Source organism: Pedobacter frigidisoli, assembly GCF_032678525.1.
GTDB classification, from domain to species: domain Bacteria; phylum Bacteroidota; class Bacteroidia; order Sphingobacteriales; family Sphingobacteriaceae; genus Pedobacter; species Pedobacter frigidisoli_A.
On the sequence record NZ_JAVTSE010000003.1, the window covers coordinates 1 to 18540 of the forward strand.

An 18540-nucleotide genomic window follows, 5' to 3' on the forward strand; every position below is an offset into this window, starting at 1 on the left:
GAGAATTGAAGCTACAGGTTACGGACCTGATCAGCCAATTGCAACAAATAAAACTGCAGCCGGTCGTCAGGAAAACCGTCGTGTAGAGTTTACTTTATACTAGTCGTTAATTAAACGACAAGGATAAATGCCCCGATGAAGTTCTGCTTCGTCGGGGCATTTTGTTTTAATGCAAGGCTGGGATAACTAATATCTGTGTAAATCAGCGTGATCAGCGGGAATTTATCGATACCATATCATTAGAATTTTCTCCAGCAGATTAAGGAGATGCACGCAGATTTGTATTGAATGATCTGCGAAAATCAGCTTTATCAGCGGGAGCCTACCATATTAACTTTAAAACAAAGCAAAAATTAAAGCAACAATCTGCTTGCCAGCCCCAATATCAGTAAAAACCCAAATACATCAGTAAATGTGGTAATGATGATAGAAGAGGCAATTGCCGGATCTATACCCAGTCTTTTCAAAATCAGTGGTATCCCCGCTCCTGTGATACCCGCAATAAGCAAGTTACCAGTCATGGCCAGGAAAATAACCAGTCCGAGCAATGGGTTTCCATCAAAAAACCAGGCAAAGCCAAAAACAATTAGGCCGTTTGCTGCGCCGTTAATCAGGCCTACAGTGAACTCTTTTAAAACGGTACGATAAGCCTGTTTATCCGTTAAATCATAAAGAGAAATACGTCTTACGGTTACGGCAAGTGCCTGCGTGGCGGCATTGCCCCCCATGCCGGCAATAATCGTCATATAAGCTGCCAGCGATGGAATAAGTTTAATGGTAGGATCAAAATAGCGCACCACTGATGAGGCCAGGAATGCTGTGCCCAGGTTAATGATTAGCCAGGGCAAACGTGATTTAACCGCTTCAATCCAGTTACCGCTCAGTTCTTCATCTTCCGAAACCCCTGAAATCTTAAGGATATCTTCGGTACTTTCCGCTTCCATTACGTCGATAACATCATCGAAAGTTACCCTGCCGAGGAGCTTTTGGTTGTCGTCAATTACCGGGATACTGGTAAGATTATACTGAGAAATCAGATTAGCCACTTCTTCCTGATCGGTAGACGGGTGTACATATACGGCATCTATTTTAACTAATTCAGTAATTTTAGCATCGTGTTTTGCCTTAATAATATCTTTGAGTGAAACTATTCCTTTGAAAATCTCTGCGTCGTCAACTACATAAATGGTGTAAAACTCTTCCATTTCCTCACTTTGGCGGATAATTTCGTCAATGGCATCCTTTTTTGTGAGGTTGATGTTTACGCAGATGATATCGGTGTTCATCAAACCACCCGCGGTTTTCTCGTCGTAGGTTAAAAGGTTCCTGATTTCCGTTGCATGTTCATCCTGCAAATCCTCCAGTATCTCATTCTGCTCATGATCTTCAAGCTGTGAAATAATATCGGTGGCATCATCATAATCCAGTTCTTCAATTACTTCGGTACGTTTGTCGGGATGGAGCTGAAACAGCAAATCTTCAGGGTGAGATTCTTCGTCCATTTCAGAGATAATCTCTGATGCGGTTTCTGCAGGCAGGAGGTTAATGATGTGCTGCTGCTCGGACTTATCAAGTCGCTCGAAAAGAATGGCTATTTCTGAGGCATGGTATTCATCCAAAACCTCTTTCAAGATTTCATCACCAGCTAAAATGGCATTTTTAACTTTTAGTACGTCGCTTTTATCTATCTCGAATGACTGCATCTTTATTTAACCAATTTTAGCCAGGGATTTTGCTAACCTGCTTTTATCATATAGGGTAAATCTACCTTATTCACCTATAAATAGCTAAAATTAGGTACAATAAATATAAAAAACACGTTTTATTTAAACCATCCTTTGCGCCAGAAATAAATTACCTGTACAATAGCGATGATACCCATTACAATCCAGGTCCATAAATAACCGTGGGGACTGTAAAGCTCAGGCATATTGTCGGGCATTATTTTGCCAGTCGCCGGATCTTCCCTGCTAAAATTCATACCATAAATACCTGCTATAAATGTTAAAGGGATGAAAATAGACGAAATAATGGTCAGTACTTTCATGATTTCATTCATCCGGTTACTGATGATCGAAAGATTCATATCAATGTTTGCAGATGCAATCTCTTTCAGCGATTCAATAAAATCAATGATTTGGATACAATGGTCGTAAGCGTCCTTCATATAGGTTTTCGTCAAATCGGAGATTAAAGGGCTATCCGTTCTGATGATGTCATTGAGCTTATCGCGTTCCGGCCAGGCCACTTTCCTGATGGTAATCAGCGAACGTTTAATGGCCTGGGTATCGTACATGATGCGCCTGTCCGGGTGATCGTATAAACGGTCTTCGATGGCGTCGAGTTCTTCCCCCCAGAAATTGAGTAATGCGAAATAGTTATCTACAATGACATCCATAATAGCGTACATGAGGTAACTGCTGCCGCCGATACGGATATTTCCCTTGCCCAGTTCCAGCCGCTTTCTTACGGGTTCAAAGCAGTCTTCATAGGTTTCCTGAAATGTAATCAGGGTACGTTCTGAAAGAATGAATGAAATCTGGTCATTGGTCAAAACATCTTCATCATTCAAATACAAGTGTCGGCTGACTGCGAAAATATATTTGTCATTATCGTATTCATCTAACTTAGGCCGCTGATAAGAACTCGTGATGTCTTCCAAGACCAGCCGGCTGATATCCAGCTTGCTATATAAGGTCTCGAAAATACTGGCATCAGCTAATCCCTTAATGTCAAACCAATAGTAAAAACCCTTGTCCTCCACCAGTTTATCGATATTATTGATGTTTTGAAGCTCCTCTTTTTTATAGCTCTTTTCGCTATAAGTATGAAGGACTATTTTAGGTTTAAGCGCATCATCATCAATGGCGTATAAACCCGGACTGGTTCCGGGTGCAGGTACATTATAATGCTTGTGCCGATTACGTGGTTTGTTTTTACCCATAACTTATAAATATAACCGGGCTTGCGGGCCCTGATTAAATAACAAATCTACGATACTTAAGTTGGGTATAAACTGGTGTTTATCTTCGAAAACCTGGTAATAGGGTTTGTTATTGCCAAGCTCATCGGCTTTTTTAGGGTTCATGGCCGTTCTATAATCCATCCCTTCGCCAACTTCGCTTTCATAAGATGTAGTGGTATTCAGGCTAATATTCAGTTTCAGTTTTTTATTCAGCCATTCCAGAAGCTGCAGGTTGTAGTCGAACAGGTACTCAAACCTGTTTGTATAAAATACAGACAGCTCATCCTCATAATATTCAAAATAAGCAGAACTGCGATAGCAGGTTTCCAGGCTTAACCAATGTAGACGCTGCCAGTTGAAATCATAGCTGATCTTAACATCTTTCATCGTTGTATGCGTTTTGGAACCCTTTACCAATGGAACGGTTAAATCCAGCTTTCCATTTGGTGAATATATACTTGCCCGGTTTCTATAAGTTTGCTTCACCAGATGTTCATGCTTTTCGATCAGGAAATCCTGCCCGGCCTGTTGCAATAAACTGAAATAACCCACTGGAGGAAGATAAAATAAAGGAAGTATTGCTGTATTGTGCATTTGAAAATTTATGTTTGTAGCTGAAACGTTTAAAAATAATGATTAAAAGAGGATTTGCGCACCTGGGCGTATTTTTTTTATTTACGCTATCGCTGTTGCCGCTGCCTCTGCTCTTTTTCTTTGCAAGATTACTATATTATCTGCTTTATTACATAATTGGGTACCGAAAAAAAGTAGTCAGGGAGAATTTAACAAATTCTTTTCCTGAAAAGTCTTTGAATGAAATCATTGCTATAGAGAAGAAATTCTTCAGATTCCTCGCAGATCTCATTTTCGAAATCATCAAAATGTCTACCATTTCTGAAGAGGAAACCTTGAAACGGGTGAAGTTTACCGGACTGGAGCTTCTCGAGAAACATTTCAAAGCCGGCGAAAGTGTATTGGCCTGCACAGGTCATTATGGTAACTGGGAACTCGGAACACTGGCATTAGGGCTAAATATTTCAGCCAAAACCCTGGTTATTTATAAGCCGCTGAGCAATGAAATATTCGGCGCCTGGTTTGATAAAATGCGAACGAGATATGGCAATATATTTATCGCAATGCGCCAAACACTAAGGGGGATGGCCACTTATAAAAACGAGCCTACGTTGTTGTGCTTTGCCAGTGATCAGGCTCCCGTAAAACACGAAACAAAATATTTTGTCGATTTTCTTCATCAGCCCACCGCTGCTTTGCTAGGTGTAGAGAAAATTGCGAAATCTACAGGGCGACCAATCTATTACTTCAAGGTAACTGTGGTTAGAAGGGGGTTTTATCATGTAGAAGTTTTACCCTTGTGCCTCAATCCAGTGGAACTGGATGAATACAAAATTACACACCTGCACTTTAAATTTTTAGAAGATATAATTAATGAACATCCGCAATACTGGCTCTGGAGCCATAAACGCTGGAAGTTTAAACCCGAATAATGAGCATGAACCCATCTGTAGCTGTTGTCATTTTAAACTGGAACGGTAAGGCATTTTTAGAACAATTTTTACCAGGTGTACTCCTAAGCGATTATGATAACCTGCAGGTTGTTGTTGGCGATAACGGATCTACCGACGATTCTGTCGCTTTCCTGAAAGAAAACTTCCCTGCAGTTAAGGTGTTGAAGAACGATTCAAATTATGGTTTTGCCGGTGGGTATAATAAAGTTTTAGCGCGTGTAGAAGCTGATTATTTTATCCTCCTGAACTCTGATGTGGAAGTTACACAAAACTGGATTAAGCCGGTAATTGATTTGATGGAAAGTGATCAGGCTATTGCTGCTGCACAGCCCAAAATCAAGTCGCAATTAAGCAAAAGTTATTTCGAATATGCTGGTGCCGCAGGGGGCTATCTGGATATTTATGCTTATCCTTTTTGCCGGGGAAGACTTTTTAATGTGTACGAAGAGGACAAAGGACAATATAACCAGCAATCAGAGGTATTCTGGGCGAGTGGTGCAGCTTTTTTCATCAAAAGCAAATGCTGGAAAGAAGCAGAAGGTCTGGATGCCGATCTTTTTGCCCATATGGAGGAAATTGATCTTTGCTGGCGACTGAAAAACATGGATTATAAGATTGTGTATTGCCCCAATGCTGAGGTTTTCCATGTAGGTGGTGGTACGCTACAAACCGAAAACCCATTCAAAACCTATCTTAACTTTAGAAACAGCCTGATCATTATGCAGAAAAACCTGCCTGCAGGCGATGCGATTTTTAGAATCACCATACGGATGTGGATTGATTTTGTAGCCTGGTGGCACTTTCTGTTGTCAGGTAAACCCAAATTTACTATCGCTGTGAGCAAGGGACACTGGCATTTCATCAAGTCTATTGCAAAAACCAACAGAAAGCGTAAAAGCTTTCAAAAGCCCTACCAGTCACACACCGGGGTATACGCCCACAGCATCGTATGGTCATTCTTTATCAAAAAGATCAGGTATTTTTCTAAGCTTAATTAAGGGCCAGCGATTCATCGATTGACCTTTTGAGCCAATGCATGGTATTTGAAGCCAGTCCGACGGTTCCGAATTTAATGATGCCGTTTTTATCAATAACGACATGCGTTGGATATAACCTTAAATTATATTTCTCGGCAATAGACCTACCGCTATCAACAATATTATATTGAAAAGGATTGGTTTTAATAAAATTCTTTAAATCGTAACGGTCATCGGTAGCTATGGCAAGAAAGATCACATCTTTATTGTCCTTGTACTGTTCTACAAGCTCGTTCAGTTGTGGAATTTCGGACCGGCATGGGGGACAATTGATAAACCAGAAATTCAGAACAATAACTTTATCCTTTGCATTCCGAAGATCAAATTTATTTCCGTTCATATCTGTAGCTTTGAACCCTTTAAACTCCTCTCCTTCCGCGAAATTATCGCTTTTGCGGGGTTTTGGCATTTTATCGAAATAAGCTTCCTTTTGTTCATCGGAAAGTTCGTAAAGCAAATATTCGGGTTTTCCGCTATCTGTAAATGTCTTACGGTTTTTTATTGCATATTTGCCTGTTGACAGTAACTTTCGCCACACGGCATAAGGATAAACGTTGCCATCTTCAGCCCTGACAACGGATTGCTCGTCCAGTTTATTTGCAGGCTTAGTTTGGGCTTTAACGTTTCCCAAAAGAACGGTGAATAATAGAAAAAAGAGCGTTTTTTTAAGCATGATATTATTTTTTAATAAGTAAACTTTCCATTGCCAGCCTGTAGCCATGCATACCAAAACCCGTTAACACACCCTGGCAGTTTTTGCCTGTTAGCGAAACATGGCGATATTCTTCCCTGGCATAAATATTGGAGATGTGAACTTCGACTACCGGTGTTTTAATCGCTGCTATGGCATCGGCAAGTGCTACCGAAGTGTGTGTATATCCACCGGCATTCAGGATGATTCCATCGTAGCTGAATCCTACTTCGTGAAGCTTATTAATTAGTTCACCCTCCACATTGCTCTGAAAATATTCAATTTCAATATGTGTATAAATGGCTTTCAGTTCTCCAATATAATCCTCTATACTTGTATTTCCATAAATTGATGGTTCACGAACGCCTAACAGGTTTAAGTTGGGGCCGTTTATAATTTGTATTTTCATGTATTTGCAACGCTAAATATTGTAACGATGCAATGTTATAAAAAATCTTAAAGAAAAACATGCTTTGGCAATCATATATTAAGGGATTTACTGCTTATCTGAAGCTGGAGCGTTCACTATCTAAAAATTCAATCCACGCTTACCTAAGTGATATCGATAAACTTACCCAATATTTTGCCTCTGTTAATTTGTCGCCGGCACTGGCAGAGGTTAGCCCAGCTCACCTGAAGGCCTTTATTTCCTGGCTAAATGAGCTTGGTATGCTGGCCAGTACACAGGCAAGGGTAATATCGGGGTTAAAAGCTTTTTTTACTTACCTTTTAATTGAAGAGGAGATCACGCTTGATCCGACTGCTTTGATTGAAGCGCCTAAAATTACCCGCAAGCTTCCGGATACCTTAAATGTATTGGAAATTAATCAGCTTATCGACGCGATAGATGCTTCCAGACCTGAAGGCATGCGAAATAAGGCAATATTGGAAGTTTTGTACGGCTGTGGTTTACGTGTAAGCGAATTGACGGAGCTGAGAATATCCAATCTCTACCCTCAAATTGAATTTATAAAAGTGATAGGGAAAGGAAACAAGGAACGCCTGGTGCCCATAGGCGGCGTTGCGCTAAAGCTACTTGATATTTACCTGCACCAGGTTCGTGTACATATGAAGGTGAAGAAAGGAAGTGAAGATTTTATCTTTCTGAACCGGTTTGGCACAAAGCTCTCGAGAATAACCATATTTACCCTCATTAAGGGATTGGCCTGTGCTGTAGGGATCAAAAAGACCATCAGCCCACACACCCTCCGGCACTCTTTCGCCACACACCTGATCGAAGGTGGGGCAGATTTAAGAGCCGTACAGGAAATGCTCGGGCATTCCAGCATCACTACAACCGAAATTTACACTCATCTCGATCGTAATTACCTTCGTGAAGTGGTTACACAGTTTCACCCACGATCTTAGCTGGTGAAAATGCAAAAAGGGTTCTGGCATACCAGAACCCCTTTTGTTTCATACTCGCGAAATATTATTTTCCAGAGTTTTTCTTGTCAGTTACTTCTGCACGGATTTCTTGTGCTAAAACTTTAAGATCTTGCATTGCTTTACGCACACGAGTACCAGCAGCTGCATTGCCAGCATTATAAAATTTTTCTACATCTGCTTCGATAGCAGCAACAGCAGCTTTAACTTTTGAGAATTTTTCCATCGCTAATTGATGTTTTTAAAGGTTTAAAAAATTTATTTTTGTTCAATTATACATATTTACTCCGAATTAACAAGAGAATGCAAATATTAATTTAAAATAAGTTTTGCACATTTTCACATGTCAAAAATGCCGTGGCAATATAACAGGAGTATTTTTTTAATATTTTGCTGTGTTTATAGTTTTTTAATTCAGCTGTTTTGAAAGGTTGATCAGGTTGTTAAAGGTGTGATTCGCGCTGGCAATGCAGCGTTCATAATCTGCTTCTGAAACCGTATCGTTCAGGATGGACACAAAGGATTTCCATTTCGCGCTCAGCTCGTCTCCATAAACCCCGTAATAATTCAGTCCGCCTTCTTCATCCTTAAAATTCGGATTTGCTAAAATATGCCGTTTAATCATGTTTCCGCCCAGTGTTGCGCCTTCAAGAACGTATAAAGCACCCAACACTTCCGCATTATTTTTTTCCGGAATAAACAAATCGAAATTCAGGCCCGGCAGGGTAAGGCTATCAATATTCCAGTAGGTTAAATCTTTCTCCAGTGCAGAGAGTTTCAGCCTGCTATTCATATCCAGGTCACTGGCCAGATCGGCATCGAGCATATTCGCCAGCTTATTCTCCAGTTTCTGGTGAATGATGTAGTTGATGGTGAGTAGTTTTTTATATTGTTCAATGCTTAGTGAATTGTTCATAATTTCATTGACATACATGAGCGATTCCAGTTCTTTATGGCATGCGGCGGTCTCTGTTCTCAATAAATTGGCAATCATATTCGGAATTTTTATGCTGTTAAGGGTTATAAAAAAGAAAAGATTCGAATGTAAACATTCGAATCTTAATATTAATTTATTTAATGTTAATTCAGCCGAAGGTGCTGGTTAAACCAGAAATCGTGCACAGAGTGCAGGCATTTGACCAGATTTTCATATCCGTTGGGTTTGGTGAGATAAGCATTAGCACCAAACTCTATCGATGCTTTAACATCATCCGGATTATCGGATGTAGAAAACAAAATCACCGGTATGCTTTTAAGATAAGGGATGTCTTTAATAAATTTAAGCAAATCCAGTCCTGATAAGCCTGGTAAGTTCAAATCCAGCAAAATAAGTTTTGGTTTCACCTTACTGTCTACAAAGCTCTGTAGTTTGCTCAATGCCTCCGTACCATCTTCAACAATGGTTAAATTTAAAGTATCTTTTATTTCCTGAACCGCACTCTGCATAAAAAATGCATAATCGGTATCGTCCTCCACGTAAAATATATCTGGCGTTTTCATTTTTATCTATTCTTAAAAGCTACGTAAAAAGTAGAACCGCCGTTCAGTTTGCTTTCAAACCAAACGCGTCCTGAATGACGCTCAACAATTCGTTTTACAATAGCCAGCCCTACCCCTGTTCCTTCAATTTCCTTTACATTGTCCATGCGTTTAAACAGCTCAAAGACCCTGTCATAGTAACGGTTATCAATTCCTATACCATTATCTTTAACAGCATAGATAATTTCTGAATTATTTTCTGTAGCGTTAATTTCGATTCTCGGTTTTTGAGATGCTGATGAATATTTTACCGCATTGCTGATCAGATTGGTGAAAACCTGGGCAATCATGGTTCTGTCGCCCTTGATATCCGGTAGTTGCCCTAAAATAAGTTCGGACTTGTCTGCTTTATAAGCCGTCCACACCTCGCCTGTAATTTCATTAATCAGGTTGGTCATATTAACCATTTCAAAATTGATTTCCGAACGGCCAACTCTTGCCAGATTCAGGATTTCTTTGATCAGGAAGTTCATCTTATCCGCACCCGTCAGTATTCTGGATAACATTTTATTACCGTTTTCATCGATACTCTTATTCTTGAGCATCAGTTCTGCGTATGTTTTAATTGAGGTAAGTGGTGTTCTTAAATCATGTGAAATGGTGTAGCTGAAAGTGTCGAGTTCTTCGTAGGCCGTCTGAAGCTTCTCATTTAATAACCTGATTTCGTTCGCCTTTTTGTTAATGTGTGCAACAATGATCTCCCGTATGCGGAGTACTGAAGTCACTTCTTCCGGCAACCACTTTTCTGAAGTATTGTTCACCTGTTGCGACCAGATCTCAAAAGACTTCCTCGGGGATAATTGCAGCATTCCGTCAGCAGCCGGTACAGCTGCTTTGTCGGGATTTCCGGCCCAGTTTACGTTAGTGATTTGTTCCGGTTTAAACCAGATCATTACCTCATCCGGGTGTTTGCTGATTGAACAGGATAGAATACCTGAGCCGACCTGCTTGTACTTTTTAGCAGGGTTGAATATTTCTGAAAGGCGGTGGGTATAATATATCGACTCATCACTATTGGTTTTTAACCAATCCGCCAGTTCCCAAATATCCTTATCCTCGGGAGTTTTGCCGATAGTTTTAAGTTTGTTCTCAAAAATGATGGCTACCCCAGAAGCCTGTGTGGCATCCAGAATCGTGGTACTATGGCCTGTCAGGGCATCTACTAAATACTGATCTCTTGATAGGTGTTCTGTAAGTACGGAAGCAGCATCTTTAAAGCCTTCCAGGATTTCTGAATCCTCCTCTCCTTGTCTGAATTCTAGTGCTGAAGATAAAATTTCTCCGATGAGTTTGGAGCCTTCCCTTGCTTTATAATCAATAAATTTAGGGCTGTAGTTATGACAGGCGATCAGGCCCCACAATTCTCCATTAGATATTAGTGAAATGCTAAAGCTCGAATGCACGCCCATATTTTTGAGATATTGGATATGTATCGGAGATACTGCGCGTAAACTGCTGTTCGTTAAATCAAGTGGCGTATTTTCCTGAAAAGTGAGTATAGGAGAATCATTTGTATTGACGTCGGCAATTAACCGGGTTAAATTGAGCTTATATAATTCCCGTGCTTGTTTAGGGATATCTGAAGCAGGATAATGCAATCCGAAAAAAGGCTCAAGATGTTCTTCTTTCTCTTCAGCCACTACTTCTCCGTGTCCGTCGTCCAGAAATTTATAAATCATCACCCGATCATACTCGATCAGTCTTTTAACTTCAGCTGCTCCAGCCTTCAATAATGCAGGTACACTTTTCCCCTGCAGCATTGATGATGCCGAGCGGCCTATAGAACTTTGGATGTCGTACTGTAAGGTTACTGGTTCAAATTCCAGTAGCCAGCTGGATTCAGATTGATTGATAATAAGATAAAATGGATTGTTGTTGATTTCAACCGGTAGCGGACTAATCGCATCAAAACTCTTTTTTATGATGCCTAACCTTAGCACATCTTCAAGGTTGAAGTCAGGATCCTGTTGTGTTATTGAACCATTTAGTGCTGAAACCGGTTGATCAAGGATAGTTGAAACAGGATTACCCACAAAAGTTTCCGCGTTTTCACTTACGTAACTAATAGTATAACTGGCTTTGTTTACAGCAATCAAAAAACCATGTGACTGGACTTTACCGGGAATGTGTATAGGTTCCTTATCGCAGTTGGTTAAATCAACGGAAAAATTATTCATAATAGGGTCTCGTAATGCAAAAGTATCAGATTTTTTGAATTAATAAATGTCCGGGCTGTGTTAAGATACTCTAAATTGTTCTATACAGTATTATTGATTTGATTTTTATTTTATCTTTGTTCGGATTTTTAAATGTTCGCATCACACTTGGCAAAGAAAAATATACTCGTAATAGAAGACAATCACGCAATTTTAGATGTTATCACACTTATTTTAGAAAGTGAAGCCTTCAATGTAGCCGGATTAAATAAAGGTGCAGATTTTATAGATCATGTTATTGCATTCAAACCTGATGTCATTATTATGGACATTATGCTTCCTGATATTGACGGCAGAGTACTCCTGAAAGAATTAAAGGCAACCGACACTACCAACCATGTGCCGGTTTTAATGATTTCTGCACGTTATAATTCAACTAATTATGCATTAGATGGGATTTTAGCTGATGATTTTATGGCTAAGCCTTTCAATATTGATGAGTTGATGGACAAAATATACGCCTTAATTAAGAAATAACTCTTACGGTAGATAAGTCAGCTTCGCTCTCAGTTAAACAGACTGTTTAAGGTTTCTTATGCTTTGCAGTGCCATCTTTCGTTACTTCAACTTTTTTTGCGTCTTTCGCCGAAGTCACTTTTTCTTCTGCTCCTTTTGCTTTTTCTTTATTTGCGGAAGTAGCCTTGCTGCTTTCCGCTGCTGTTTTTTTGTCTGTCATATTGTTGATATTTTTCGTTAGACTTTTAAACGTGCATTCAGGTTGCTGTAGTTCCTGATCCCGTTTAGTAGGAGAACAACTTAAATACTCAAGAAGTTTGCAGTTTCGGTAAATTCTGAAAAGTTGTGGGTATGTAAAAACTCTTAAGATTTCAGGGTGTTATAAAACCAATACCTTGAAACAAAAATACCTATGAAAAACAATTTATTTAAATTCACTGCGGCCATATGTACCGTAGCGATTTCCGTGAGTGCCTGCTCAAGTGGCGATAAGTCAGCAAATCAAACGGATTCCATCATGGCTGATTCAGCAAAAACAGTTGGGCTTAAGCCTGCGGGCCCTGCGCCTGAATGGGGTAAAACCATCAAGCCTGAAATGCAGGTGGTAATCGAAAAGTTAGCAGGTTACGGCGACAAACCGATAGAAACATTAACCGCAACTGAAGCCAGGAAAAATCATACTCCTACAGATGCCGTAATGGATTTGGCTAAAGAGAATAACGTGACTATGCCTGAGTCAAAGGTGGATACCATGGGTAAAGATATAGATGTGAGCGGAGCCAAAGTACACCTGCGCATTTACACACCAAAGGCAGGTAACGGGCCGTTTCCGGTAATTGTATATTACCATGGAGGAGGATTTGTAATTGCTAACCTTGACGTTTATAATGCTTCGGCACAGGGATTAGCTGAACAGGTAAATGCCGTTGTGGTTTCCGTAGCTTATCGTTTAGCTCCGGAAAATAAATTCCCTACAGCGCATAATGATTCCTTTGCAGCCTATGAGTGGGTAGTTAAACATGCTGCTGATCTTAAAGGTGATCCGGCAAAAATTGCTGTAGTTGGTGAAAGTGCTGGTGGTAATCTGGCTGCGAACGTATCTATCGCTGCGAGAGATAAGAAAATCATGGTTCCGGTTCATGAAGTACTGGTTTACCCGATTGCACAGGCTGATATGAATACAGAATCGTACAAGATGTATGCAAGTGCTAAGCCACTGAATAAACCAATGATGGGCTGGTTCACTAAACACTACCTGAATACGATGATTGAGGCTCAGGATCCCAGAATGTCTTTAGTAAATGCAGACCTCAAAGGCCTTCCTCCTACCACAATCATTACTGCTGAGATTGATCCTTTACATGATGATGGTGTAATGCTGGGAAACAAGCTTTCAGCAGCTGGTGTTAAAGTGAACAGCAGAAACTACGAAGGTGTTACCCATGAATTTTTCGGTATGGCATTGCTGGTGCCAGAAGCCAAAGCCGCACAGGCTTATGCAGCAGAACAATTGAAAGAAGCTTTTAAGTAACCGAACGTGTTTAAAACAAAAAAAGGTCCCGGTATAAAACCGGGACCTTTTTTAATATCATTATCGCCTTAGCGAAAATTTCTATTTTACCGCATCAATCACTGCTTTGAAAGCTTCTGGGTGATTCATCGCTAAATCAGCTAATACTTTACGGTTTAAACCGATTTCTTTAGAAGCTAATTTACCAATTAACTGAGAGTAAGAAATACCGTGCTGACGAGCACCTGCATTAATACGTTGGATCCATAATCCGCGGAATTCTCTTTTCTTAACTTTACGGTCACGGTATGCATACTGCAAACCTTTTTCTACTGTGTTTTTAGCAACTGTAAAAACTTTACTTCTTGCTCCCCAATAACCTTTTGCAAGGTTAAGGACTTTTTTCCGTCTTCTTCTCGAAGCTACTGCGTTTACCGAACGTGGCATGTTGTTGTTGTTTTTTGGTAAGCGGCGTCCATCTAAGGATCTTTAAAGCCTGATACCTGGTGAATTAATAAATTACTTTCCGATACAAAGCATACGTTTAACGTTACCTGAATCTGCATCTGTTACAATTCCTGCATTTCCAAGAGCACGTTTACGTTTAGTACTCATCTTAGTTAAGATGTGACTTTTGTATGCTTTGTTTCTTTTGATTTTACCTGTTCCAGTAAGCGAGAAACGCTTTTTAGCACTGGAATTGGTTTTCATTTTTGGCATAACCTGTTTTTTAATTTATAAACCTATTTTTATTTTTTCACTACTTTAGGCGCAACTGTAAGGAACATACGTTTACCTTCTAACTTAGGTAATAACTCTACTTTTCCTACATCTTCCAAAGCCTGGGCAAATTTCAATAATAAAATTTCACCTTGTTCTTTGTATACAATTGCTCTACCTTTAAAATGCACATAAGCACGAACTTTTTCACCGTTCTCCAAAAAGCTAATGGCATGCTTCAGTTTAAACTGGAAATCGTGGTCGTTGGTATTCGGACCGAAACGGATCTCCTTAATTACCGTTTGTTTAGCATTGGCTTTAATTTCCTTCTGCTTTTTCTTTTGCTCGTAAACAAACTTACTGTAATCAATAATCCTACAAACCGGCGGTACAGCATTTGGAGAAATTTCTACCAAATCCAGTTCCAGTTCATCAGCAAGTGCCAAAGCTTTTGCCAAAGGATAAATCCCCGGTTCAACATTATCGCCAGCCAAACGCACTTCAGGCGATTTAATGTACTGATTAATGTTATGTTCTGCTTCTTTTTTCTTAAAAGGCGGACGTGGTCCCCTGTTAAATCCTGGTCTTCCTAATGCCAAATTTGTATTATTTTAATTTAAACTGTTATTTCTGTTCTTAATAAATTGTTGAAGTCTTCCAACGTCATTTCACCTAAATCACCCTCGCCATGTTTACGTACTGAAACTTTACCTTCAGCCATCTCTTTATCGCCGATAATGAGCATGTAAGGGATCTTTTTAACTTCAGCATCACGGATTTTACGTCCGATTTTCTCATCCCTAAAGTCAATCAGCCCGCGAATATCGGAATTATTTAGTTCATCTAAAACTTTTTTTGCATAATCTTCATATTTTTCTGAAATAGGAAGGATGATGAATTGCTCAGGACTTAACCATAAAGGGAAGTTTCCGGCACAATGCTCAATCAATACTGCAATAAATCTCTCCAGTGAACCAAAAGGGGCACGGTGAATCATTACCGGTCTGTGTTTCTGATTATCGCTACCAGTATATTCCAGCTCAAAACGTTCTGGTAAATTGTAATCTACCTGAATGGTTCCCAGCTGCCATTTTCTGCCCAGCGCATCTTTAACCATGAAATCGAGCTTAGGGCCATAAAAGGCCGCTTCTCCATATTCCACAACTGTATTTAAGCCTTTTTCAGCAGCAGCTTCAATAATGGCTGTTTCTGATAACCTCCAGTTCTCGTCAGAACCAATGTATTTTGATTTGTTCTCCGGATCTCTCAATGATACCTGTGCAGTATAATTGTCGAAACCCAAAGATTTAAATACATATAATACAAGATCAATTACTTTTTTGAATTCATCTTTTACCTGTTCAGGCATACAAAACAAATGGGCATCATCCTGAGTAAAGCCACGTACACGGGTTAAGCCATGTAACTCCCCACTTTGCTCGTAACGGTAAACGGTACCAAATTCAGCAAATCGAACCGGTAAATCTTTATAAGAGCGCGGTTTGGTTTTATAAATTTCACAGTGATGCGGGCAGTTCATCGGTTTTAAGAAGAACTCCTCTCCTTCCTGTGGGGTTTTAATCGGCTGAAACGAATCCTTTCCATATTTTTCCCAGTGACCGGAAGTTACATACAGGTTTTTATGTCCGATATGTGGCGTTACCACTTGCTCATAACCTGCTTTTGCCTGCGCTCTGGTTAAAAAGTTAACCAAACGCTCACGTAAGGCAGTACCTTTAGGTAACCATAATGGCAAGCCCATACCCACTTTTTCTGAGAAGGCAAATAATTCAAGCTCTTTTCCCAGTTTACGGTGATCACGCTTCTTGGCTTCCTCAATCATGGCAAGATATTCAGTGAGCTCACTCGCTTTCGGAAAAGTTACACCATAAATACGGGTTAACTGTTTTTTGGTTTCATCACCACGCCAGTAAGCGCCAGCTACGTTCATCAGTTTCACTGCTTTCACAAAACCAGTATTTGGAATGTGTGGTCCACGGCATAAATCTGTGAACGATCCCTGGGTATAGAATGTAATCTTGCCATCTTCCAAGCCATCGATCAAATCCAGTTTGTATTCATCGCCTTTTTCAGTGAAATATTTAACTGCATCAGCTTTGCTTACACTTTCACGGGTAAATGTTTCTTTTTGCTTAGCCAGTTCAATCATCTTGGTTTCAATGGCTTTGAAATCATCGGACGAAAATTCCTTTTCCCCGAAATCCACATCGTAGTAGAATCCGGTTTCAATTGCCGGACCGATACCGAATTTAGTGCCCGGATAAAGCGCTTCCAAAGCCTCGGCCATTAAGTGAGCCGACGAATGCCAGAAAGTTGATTTTCCTGCGGCATCGTTCCAGGTCAACAATTTTACAGCAGCATCAGCTTCGATAGGGCGTGTTGAATCCCATACCTCTCCGTTTACTTCGGCAGCTAAAACGTTACGGGCTAAGCCCTCAGAAATGGATAATGCAATTTGATGGGCAGAAGTGCCCTTTTCGTACTGACGAACCGAGCCGTCAGGTAAAGTAATGTTAATCATCTACAACTATGATTTGTTCCTCGTCTTCGTTAAAATCCGGAACGGTTTAAAAAATAATGTTAATTCTAAATCACATACAAAGTGATTTCTGATTGACGCGAAGATAGCGAAATAAAATGGAAACGAAACAAAAAAGCCTGTCTGGTTTTATCCAAACAGGCCTGTATATTAATTTTGTTGTGATAATTAAAAAGGACCGCCGCCAATGACTACCGCTCTGCCTCCACCGAAATTTCCACCCGGACGGTTATTTCTAAAGCGTTTCATCATATTTTCCATTTTAGCCTTATACTCGTCGGCCGTAATCAGCTTCGCTTTTTTCGGAGCGGTTACATCTTTGGCACTTACATTACGGTACTCAATACTGGTGGCAACAGATTTGTTTCCTCTGGCTTCAATGGCTAAAACTGCCCCTTCAGTCCAGATATTTGGGTTTGGTGAAAAGTCAAAGCCCAAATCTTTGGTATACCAGATCTTGGTCTCTTCAACTACGTTTTTGTCCATATCCAGAATTTTGATGGCTCTTGTAGATTTAACGATAGCCTGGTGACAGGTAAAACCGAGGATTTGTTTAGTAGAATCCGTTTTTACCACTTCTATTGTCGGCTCTGCTGCAGGTTTGGCTTTAGCCGAGTCGTTTTGGTTTCCATTACCACCCATTCTCATACCGGCCATTGGATTAGCCAGTGATAATTTTAGTTTGTTGGGCATGTAATAGGTGGTATCGTTCAAGTCGAAAACTTCAACCAGGCTTTTATCAGCGAATGTATAATAGTATTCACGGTTTCCGCCTGCACCTCCAAAACGCATCATCATACGGCCCATTCCACCACCGTTACCGCCACCACCATTACTGTCTTCTGTTTCTTCTACAGGCATGTAGCTCGCATTAGTTGCGGTAAATAATAACTCGAAATTTGTTTTGCTTGATGAGGGCATTCTGGCTTTCATCTGATCAGGAATCTGCATTCCACTTGCTGATGCCATTGCGGCTGGATCTATCGTGTTCTCAAATTGTATAGCTCCGGATGTTTTCTTTTGAGCATTGGCCACCGAGGCTATTGATAAAACGCCCAGTAAAGCGATGAATATTTTTTTCATTGTTTTATGTTTTGTTGTGGTTAGATATAAAACCCTGATGAAGGTTTAAACTGTAATTGATTTTTTACCGTAACGATGATGCAGCTTAGTATTCCGTACTTTCCAACCAGCCATTACATAATACATCGGCAATATGCATGGTTTTTATCGGCAGATTGTTTTGATCAATATAGCCCTGCAGGTGCAGCAGACAAGAAAGATCAGTAGAAATAATGTAATCTGCCTGCTGATCGAGTGCATGATTCACTTTTTGCTCCGCCATTGCTGAAGAAATGGCATTGAATTTTACGGCAAATGTACCGCCGAAACCACAGCACATGTCACTGTCTTTCAGCTCGAGCATTTCAAGTCCATGTACTTTCGACAATAACTGACGGGGCTCATCCTTAATTTTGCATTCACGCAGTGCACTGCACGAATCGTGATAAACGGCTTTACCCTCCAACTCTGCACCAAAGTAATCCTTTTTGGCTACATTGATCAGGAAATCAGAAAGCTCCCAGATGTTGGACTGCAGACTGCGGCATTTGTTATGCACAATGGTATTGGTAAACAGGTCATTATAGCCACTCTTAATCATTCCTACGCAGGAGGCTGAAGGCGCAACAACGTAAGTGTTTTCAGAAAAGTCGTTCAGAAATTTTGTTCCAACCTGTTTGGCTTCATCCCAGTAGCCGGCATTGTATGCAGGCTGTCCACAGCAGGTTTGTTTTGAGTTGTATTCTACATTATATCCTGATTTTTCTAATAACCTTAAAGTATTAAATGCGGTTTCGGGATATAACTGGTCTACAAAACAGGGAACAAACAATTCTACTTTCATCTATAAAAATTACAATTCGAGTTGCAAA

General features: G+C 40.1%; 21 protein-coding genes. 5 read left to right on the forward strand and 16 right to left on the reverse strand.

All coding sequences use genetic code 11. The features are described from left to right. Positions 1–353: 353 nt before the first annotated feature. From mgtE to R2Q80_RS09070, 3 genes are all read right to left on the reverse strand, one after another. Complete coding sequence (mgtE, locus tag R2Q80_RS09060) at positions 354–1703, reverse strand: magnesium transporter (RefSeq protein ID WP_316799291.1); 1350 nt, start codon at positions 1701–1703, stop codon at positions 354–356. Positions 1704–1822: 119 nt separating this feature from the next. Further along, the gene (gene corA / locus R2Q80_RS09065) at positions 1823–2944 is read right to left on the reverse strand and encodes a magnesium/cobalt transporter CorA (protein ID WP_316799292.1); all 1122 of its coding nucleotides are present in this window, start codon (positions 2942–2944) and stop codon (positions 1823–1825) included. Positions 2945–2947: 3 nt separating this feature from the next. Next, on the reverse strand, positions 2948–3559 hold the full coding sequence (locus tag R2Q80_RS09070; RefSeq protein WP_316799293.1) for a WbqC family protein: 612 nt from the start codon (positions 3557–3559) through the stop codon (positions 2948–2950). Between the two features lie 38 nt (positions 3560–3597). Between R2Q80_RS09070 and R2Q80_RS09075 the strand changes: the two genes are divergently transcribed. Beyond that, the gene (locus R2Q80_RS09075) at positions 3598–4470 is read left to right on the forward strand and encodes a lysophospholipid acyltransferase family protein (protein WP_316799294.1); all 873 of its coding nucleotides are present in this window, start codon (positions 3598–3600) and stop codon (positions 4468–4470) included. A gap of 5 nt (positions 4471–4475) precedes the next feature. After that, complete coding sequence (locus tag R2Q80_RS09080) at positions 4476–5489, forward strand: glycosyltransferase family 2 protein (RefSeq protein ID WP_410478734.1); 1014 nt, start codon at positions 4476–4478, stop codon at positions 5487–5489. Here R2Q80_RS09080 and R2Q80_RS09085 read toward each other — a convergent pair. Together R2Q80_RS09085 and aroQ are read right to left on the reverse strand one after the other, a co-directional pair. After that, positions 5482–6201, reverse strand: coding sequence for a TlpA disulfide reductase family protein (locus R2Q80_RS09085; RefSeq protein ID WP_316799296.1), 720 nt, complete (start codon positions 6199–6201; stop codon positions 5482–5484). The genes R2Q80_RS09080 and R2Q80_RS09085 overlap by 8 nt on opposite strands. Before the next feature lie 4 nt (positions 6202–6205). After that, complete coding sequence (aroQ, locus tag R2Q80_RS09090) at positions 6206–6628, reverse strand: type II 3-dehydroquinate dehydratase (protein WP_316799297.1); 423 nt, start codon at positions 6626–6628, stop codon at positions 6206–6208. Positions 6629–6687: 59 nt separating this feature from the next. On the opposite strand from aroQ, the gene xerD reads away from it, so the two are divergent. Next, the gene (gene xerD, locus R2Q80_RS09095) at positions 6688–7587 is read left to right on the forward strand and encodes a site-specific tyrosine recombinase XerD (protein WP_316799298.1); all 900 of its coding nucleotides are present in this window, start codon (positions 6688–6690) and stop codon (positions 7585–7587) included. A gap of 64 nt (positions 7588–7651) precedes the next feature. On the opposite strand, the gene R2Q80_RS09100 is transcribed toward xerD, so the two are convergent. The 4 genes from R2Q80_RS09100 to R2Q80_RS09115 form a co-directional block, all read right to left on the reverse strand. Next, entirely contained in the window at positions 7652–7831 is a 180-nt protein-coding gene (locus R2Q80_RS09100; protein WP_010602585.1) for a hypothetical protein, read from the reverse strand. A 183-nt stretch (positions 7832–8014) separates the two neighbouring features. After that, positions 8015–8599, reverse strand: a complete 585-nt coding sequence (locus R2Q80_RS09105; RefSeq protein ID WP_316799299.1) for a biliverdin-producing heme oxygenase — start codon at positions 8597–8599, stop codon at positions 8015–8017. A gap of 86 nt (positions 8600–8685) precedes the next feature. Further along, positions 8686–9105: a response regulator gene (locus R2Q80_RS09110; protein ID WP_316799300.1), complete on the reverse strand. Its 420-nt coding sequence runs from the start codon at positions 9103–9105 to the stop codon at positions 8686–8688. Between the two features lie 2 nt (positions 9106–9107). Continuing rightward, positions 9108–11321, reverse strand: coding sequence for an ATP-binding protein (locus tag R2Q80_RS09115; protein ID WP_316799301.1), 2214 nt, complete (start codon positions 11319–11321; stop codon positions 9108–9110). Positions 11322–11468: 147 nt separating this feature from the next. Between R2Q80_RS09115 and R2Q80_RS09120 the strand changes: the two genes are divergently transcribed. Beyond that, positions 11469–11837: a response regulator transcription factor gene (locus tag R2Q80_RS09120; protein WP_316799302.1), complete on the forward strand. Its 369-nt coding sequence runs from the start codon at positions 11469–11471 to the stop codon at positions 11835–11837. Positions 11838–11883: 46 nt separating this feature from the next. On the opposite strand, the gene R2Q80_RS09125 is transcribed toward R2Q80_RS09120, so the two are convergent. Next, positions 11884–12036 (reverse strand): hypothetical protein, encoded by a 153-nt coding sequence (locus R2Q80_RS09125; protein ID WP_316799303.1) that lies wholly within the window; start codon positions 12034–12036, stop codon positions 11884–11886. A gap of 192 nt (positions 12037–12228) precedes the next feature. Here R2Q80_RS09125 and R2Q80_RS09130 point away from each other — a divergent pair, with 192 nt between their 5' ends. Further along, positions 12229–13347: an alpha/beta hydrolase gene (locus R2Q80_RS09130; protein WP_316799304.1), complete on the forward strand. Its 1119-nt coding sequence runs from the start codon at positions 12229–12231 to the stop codon at positions 13345–13347. Between the two features lie 81 nt (positions 13348–13428). Here R2Q80_RS09130 and rplT read toward each other — a convergent pair whose 3' ends face one another. The 6 genes from rplT to R2Q80_RS09160 form a co-directional block, all read right to left on the reverse strand. Then, positions 13429–13773 (reverse strand): 50S ribosomal protein L20, encoded by a 345-nt coding sequence (gene rplT, locus R2Q80_RS09135; RefSeq protein ID WP_010600881.1) that lies wholly within the window; start codon positions 13771–13773, stop codon positions 13429–13431. Positions 13774–13845: 72 nt separating this feature from the next. Then, positions 13846–14046: a 50S ribosomal protein L35 gene (gene rpmI / locus R2Q80_RS09140; protein ID WP_010600880.1), complete on the reverse strand. Its 201-nt coding sequence runs from the start codon at positions 14044–14046 to the stop codon at positions 13846–13848. 29 nt (positions 14047–14075) lie between these two features. Next, positions 14076–14645: a translation initiation factor IF-3 gene (infC, locus tag R2Q80_RS09145; protein WP_047797741.1), complete on the reverse strand. Its 570-nt coding sequence runs from the start codon at positions 14643–14645 to the stop codon at positions 14076–14078. 17 nt (positions 14646–14662) lie between these two features. Next, entirely contained in the window at positions 14663–16588 is a 1926-nt protein-coding gene (gene thrS / locus R2Q80_RS09150; RefSeq protein ID WP_316799305.1) for a threonine--tRNA ligase, read from the reverse strand. Between the two features lie 186 nt (positions 16589–16774). Beyond that, positions 16775–17689, reverse strand: coding sequence for a hypothetical protein (locus R2Q80_RS09155; protein WP_316799306.1), 915 nt, complete (start codon positions 17687–17689; stop codon positions 16775–16777). An 85-nt stretch (positions 17690–17774) separates the two neighbouring features. Next, positions 17775–18512, reverse strand: a complete 738-nt coding sequence (locus tag R2Q80_RS09160) for a (Fe-S)-binding protein (protein WP_316799307.1) — start codon at positions 18510–18512, stop codon at positions 17775–17777. Positions 18513–18540 lie beyond the last annotated feature (28 nt).

Coding starts and splice junctions, on each gene's coding strand:
- mgtE (WP_316799291.1), bottom strand. CDS start 1,703: ATGCAGTCATTCGAGATAGATAAAAGCGACGTACTAAAAGTTAAAAAT.
- corA (WP_316799292.1), bottom strand. CDS start 2,944: ATGGGTAAAAACAAACCACGTAATCGGCACAAGCATTATAATGTACCT.
- R2Q80_RS09070 (WP_316799293.1), bottom strand. CDS start 3,559: ATGCACAATACAGCAATACTTCCTTTATTTTATCTTCCTCCAGTGGGT.
- R2Q80_RS09075 (WP_316799294.1), top strand. CDS start 3,598: ATGATTAAAAGAGGATTTGCGCACCTGGGCGTATTTTTTTTATTTACG.
- R2Q80_RS09080 (WP_410478734.1), top strand. CDS start 4,476: ATGAACCCATCTGTAGCTGTTGTCATTTTAAACTGGAACGGTAAGGCA.
- R2Q80_RS09085 (WP_316799296.1), bottom strand. CDS start 6,201: ATGCTTAAAAAAACGCTCTTTTTTCTATTATTCACCGTTCTTTTGGGA.
- aroQ (WP_316799297.1), bottom strand. CDS start 6,628: ATGAAAATACAAATTATAAACGGCCCCAACTTAAACCTGTTAGGCGTT.
- xerD (WP_316799298.1), top strand. CDS start 6,688: ATGCTTTGGCAATCATATATTAAGGGATTTACTGCTTATCTGAAGCTG.
- R2Q80_RS09100 (WP_010602585.1), bottom strand. CDS start 7,831: ATGGAAAAATTCTCAAAAGTTAAAGCTGCTGTTGCTGCTATCGAAGCA.
- R2Q80_RS09105 (WP_316799299.1), bottom strand. CDS start 8,599: ATGATTGCCAATTTATTGAGAACAGAGACCGCCGCATGCCATAAAGAA.
- R2Q80_RS09110 (WP_316799300.1), bottom strand. CDS start 9,105: ATGAAAACGCCAGATATATTTTACGTGGAGGACGATACCGATTATGCA.
- R2Q80_RS09115 (WP_316799301.1), bottom strand. CDS start 11,321: ATGAATAATTTTTCCGTTGATTTAACCAACTGCGATAAGGAACCTATA.
- R2Q80_RS09125 (WP_316799303.1), bottom strand. CDS start 12,036: ATGACAGACAAAAAAACAGCAGCGGAAAGCAGCAAGGCTACTTCCGCA.
- R2Q80_RS09130 (WP_316799304.1), top strand. CDS start 12,229: ATGAAAAACAATTTATTTAAATTCACTGCGGCCATATGTACCGTAGCG.
- rplT (WP_010600881.1), bottom strand. CDS start 13,773: ATGCCACGTTCGGTAAACGCAGTAGCTTCGAGAAGAAGACGGAAAAAA.
- rpmI (WP_010600880.1), bottom strand. CDS start 14,046: ATGCCAAAAATGAAAACCAATTCCAGTGCTAAAAAGCGTTTCTCGCTT.
- thrS (WP_316799305.1), bottom strand. CDS start 16,588: ATGATTAACATTACTTTACCTGACGGCTCGGTTCGTCAGTACGAAAAG.
- R2Q80_RS09155 (WP_316799306.1), bottom strand. CDS start 17,689: ATGAAAAAAATATTCATCGCTTTACTGGGCGTTTTATCAATAGCCTCG.
- R2Q80_RS09160 (WP_316799307.1), bottom strand. CDS start 18,512: ATGAAAGTAGAATTGTTTGTTCCCTGTTTTGTAGACCAGTTATATCCC.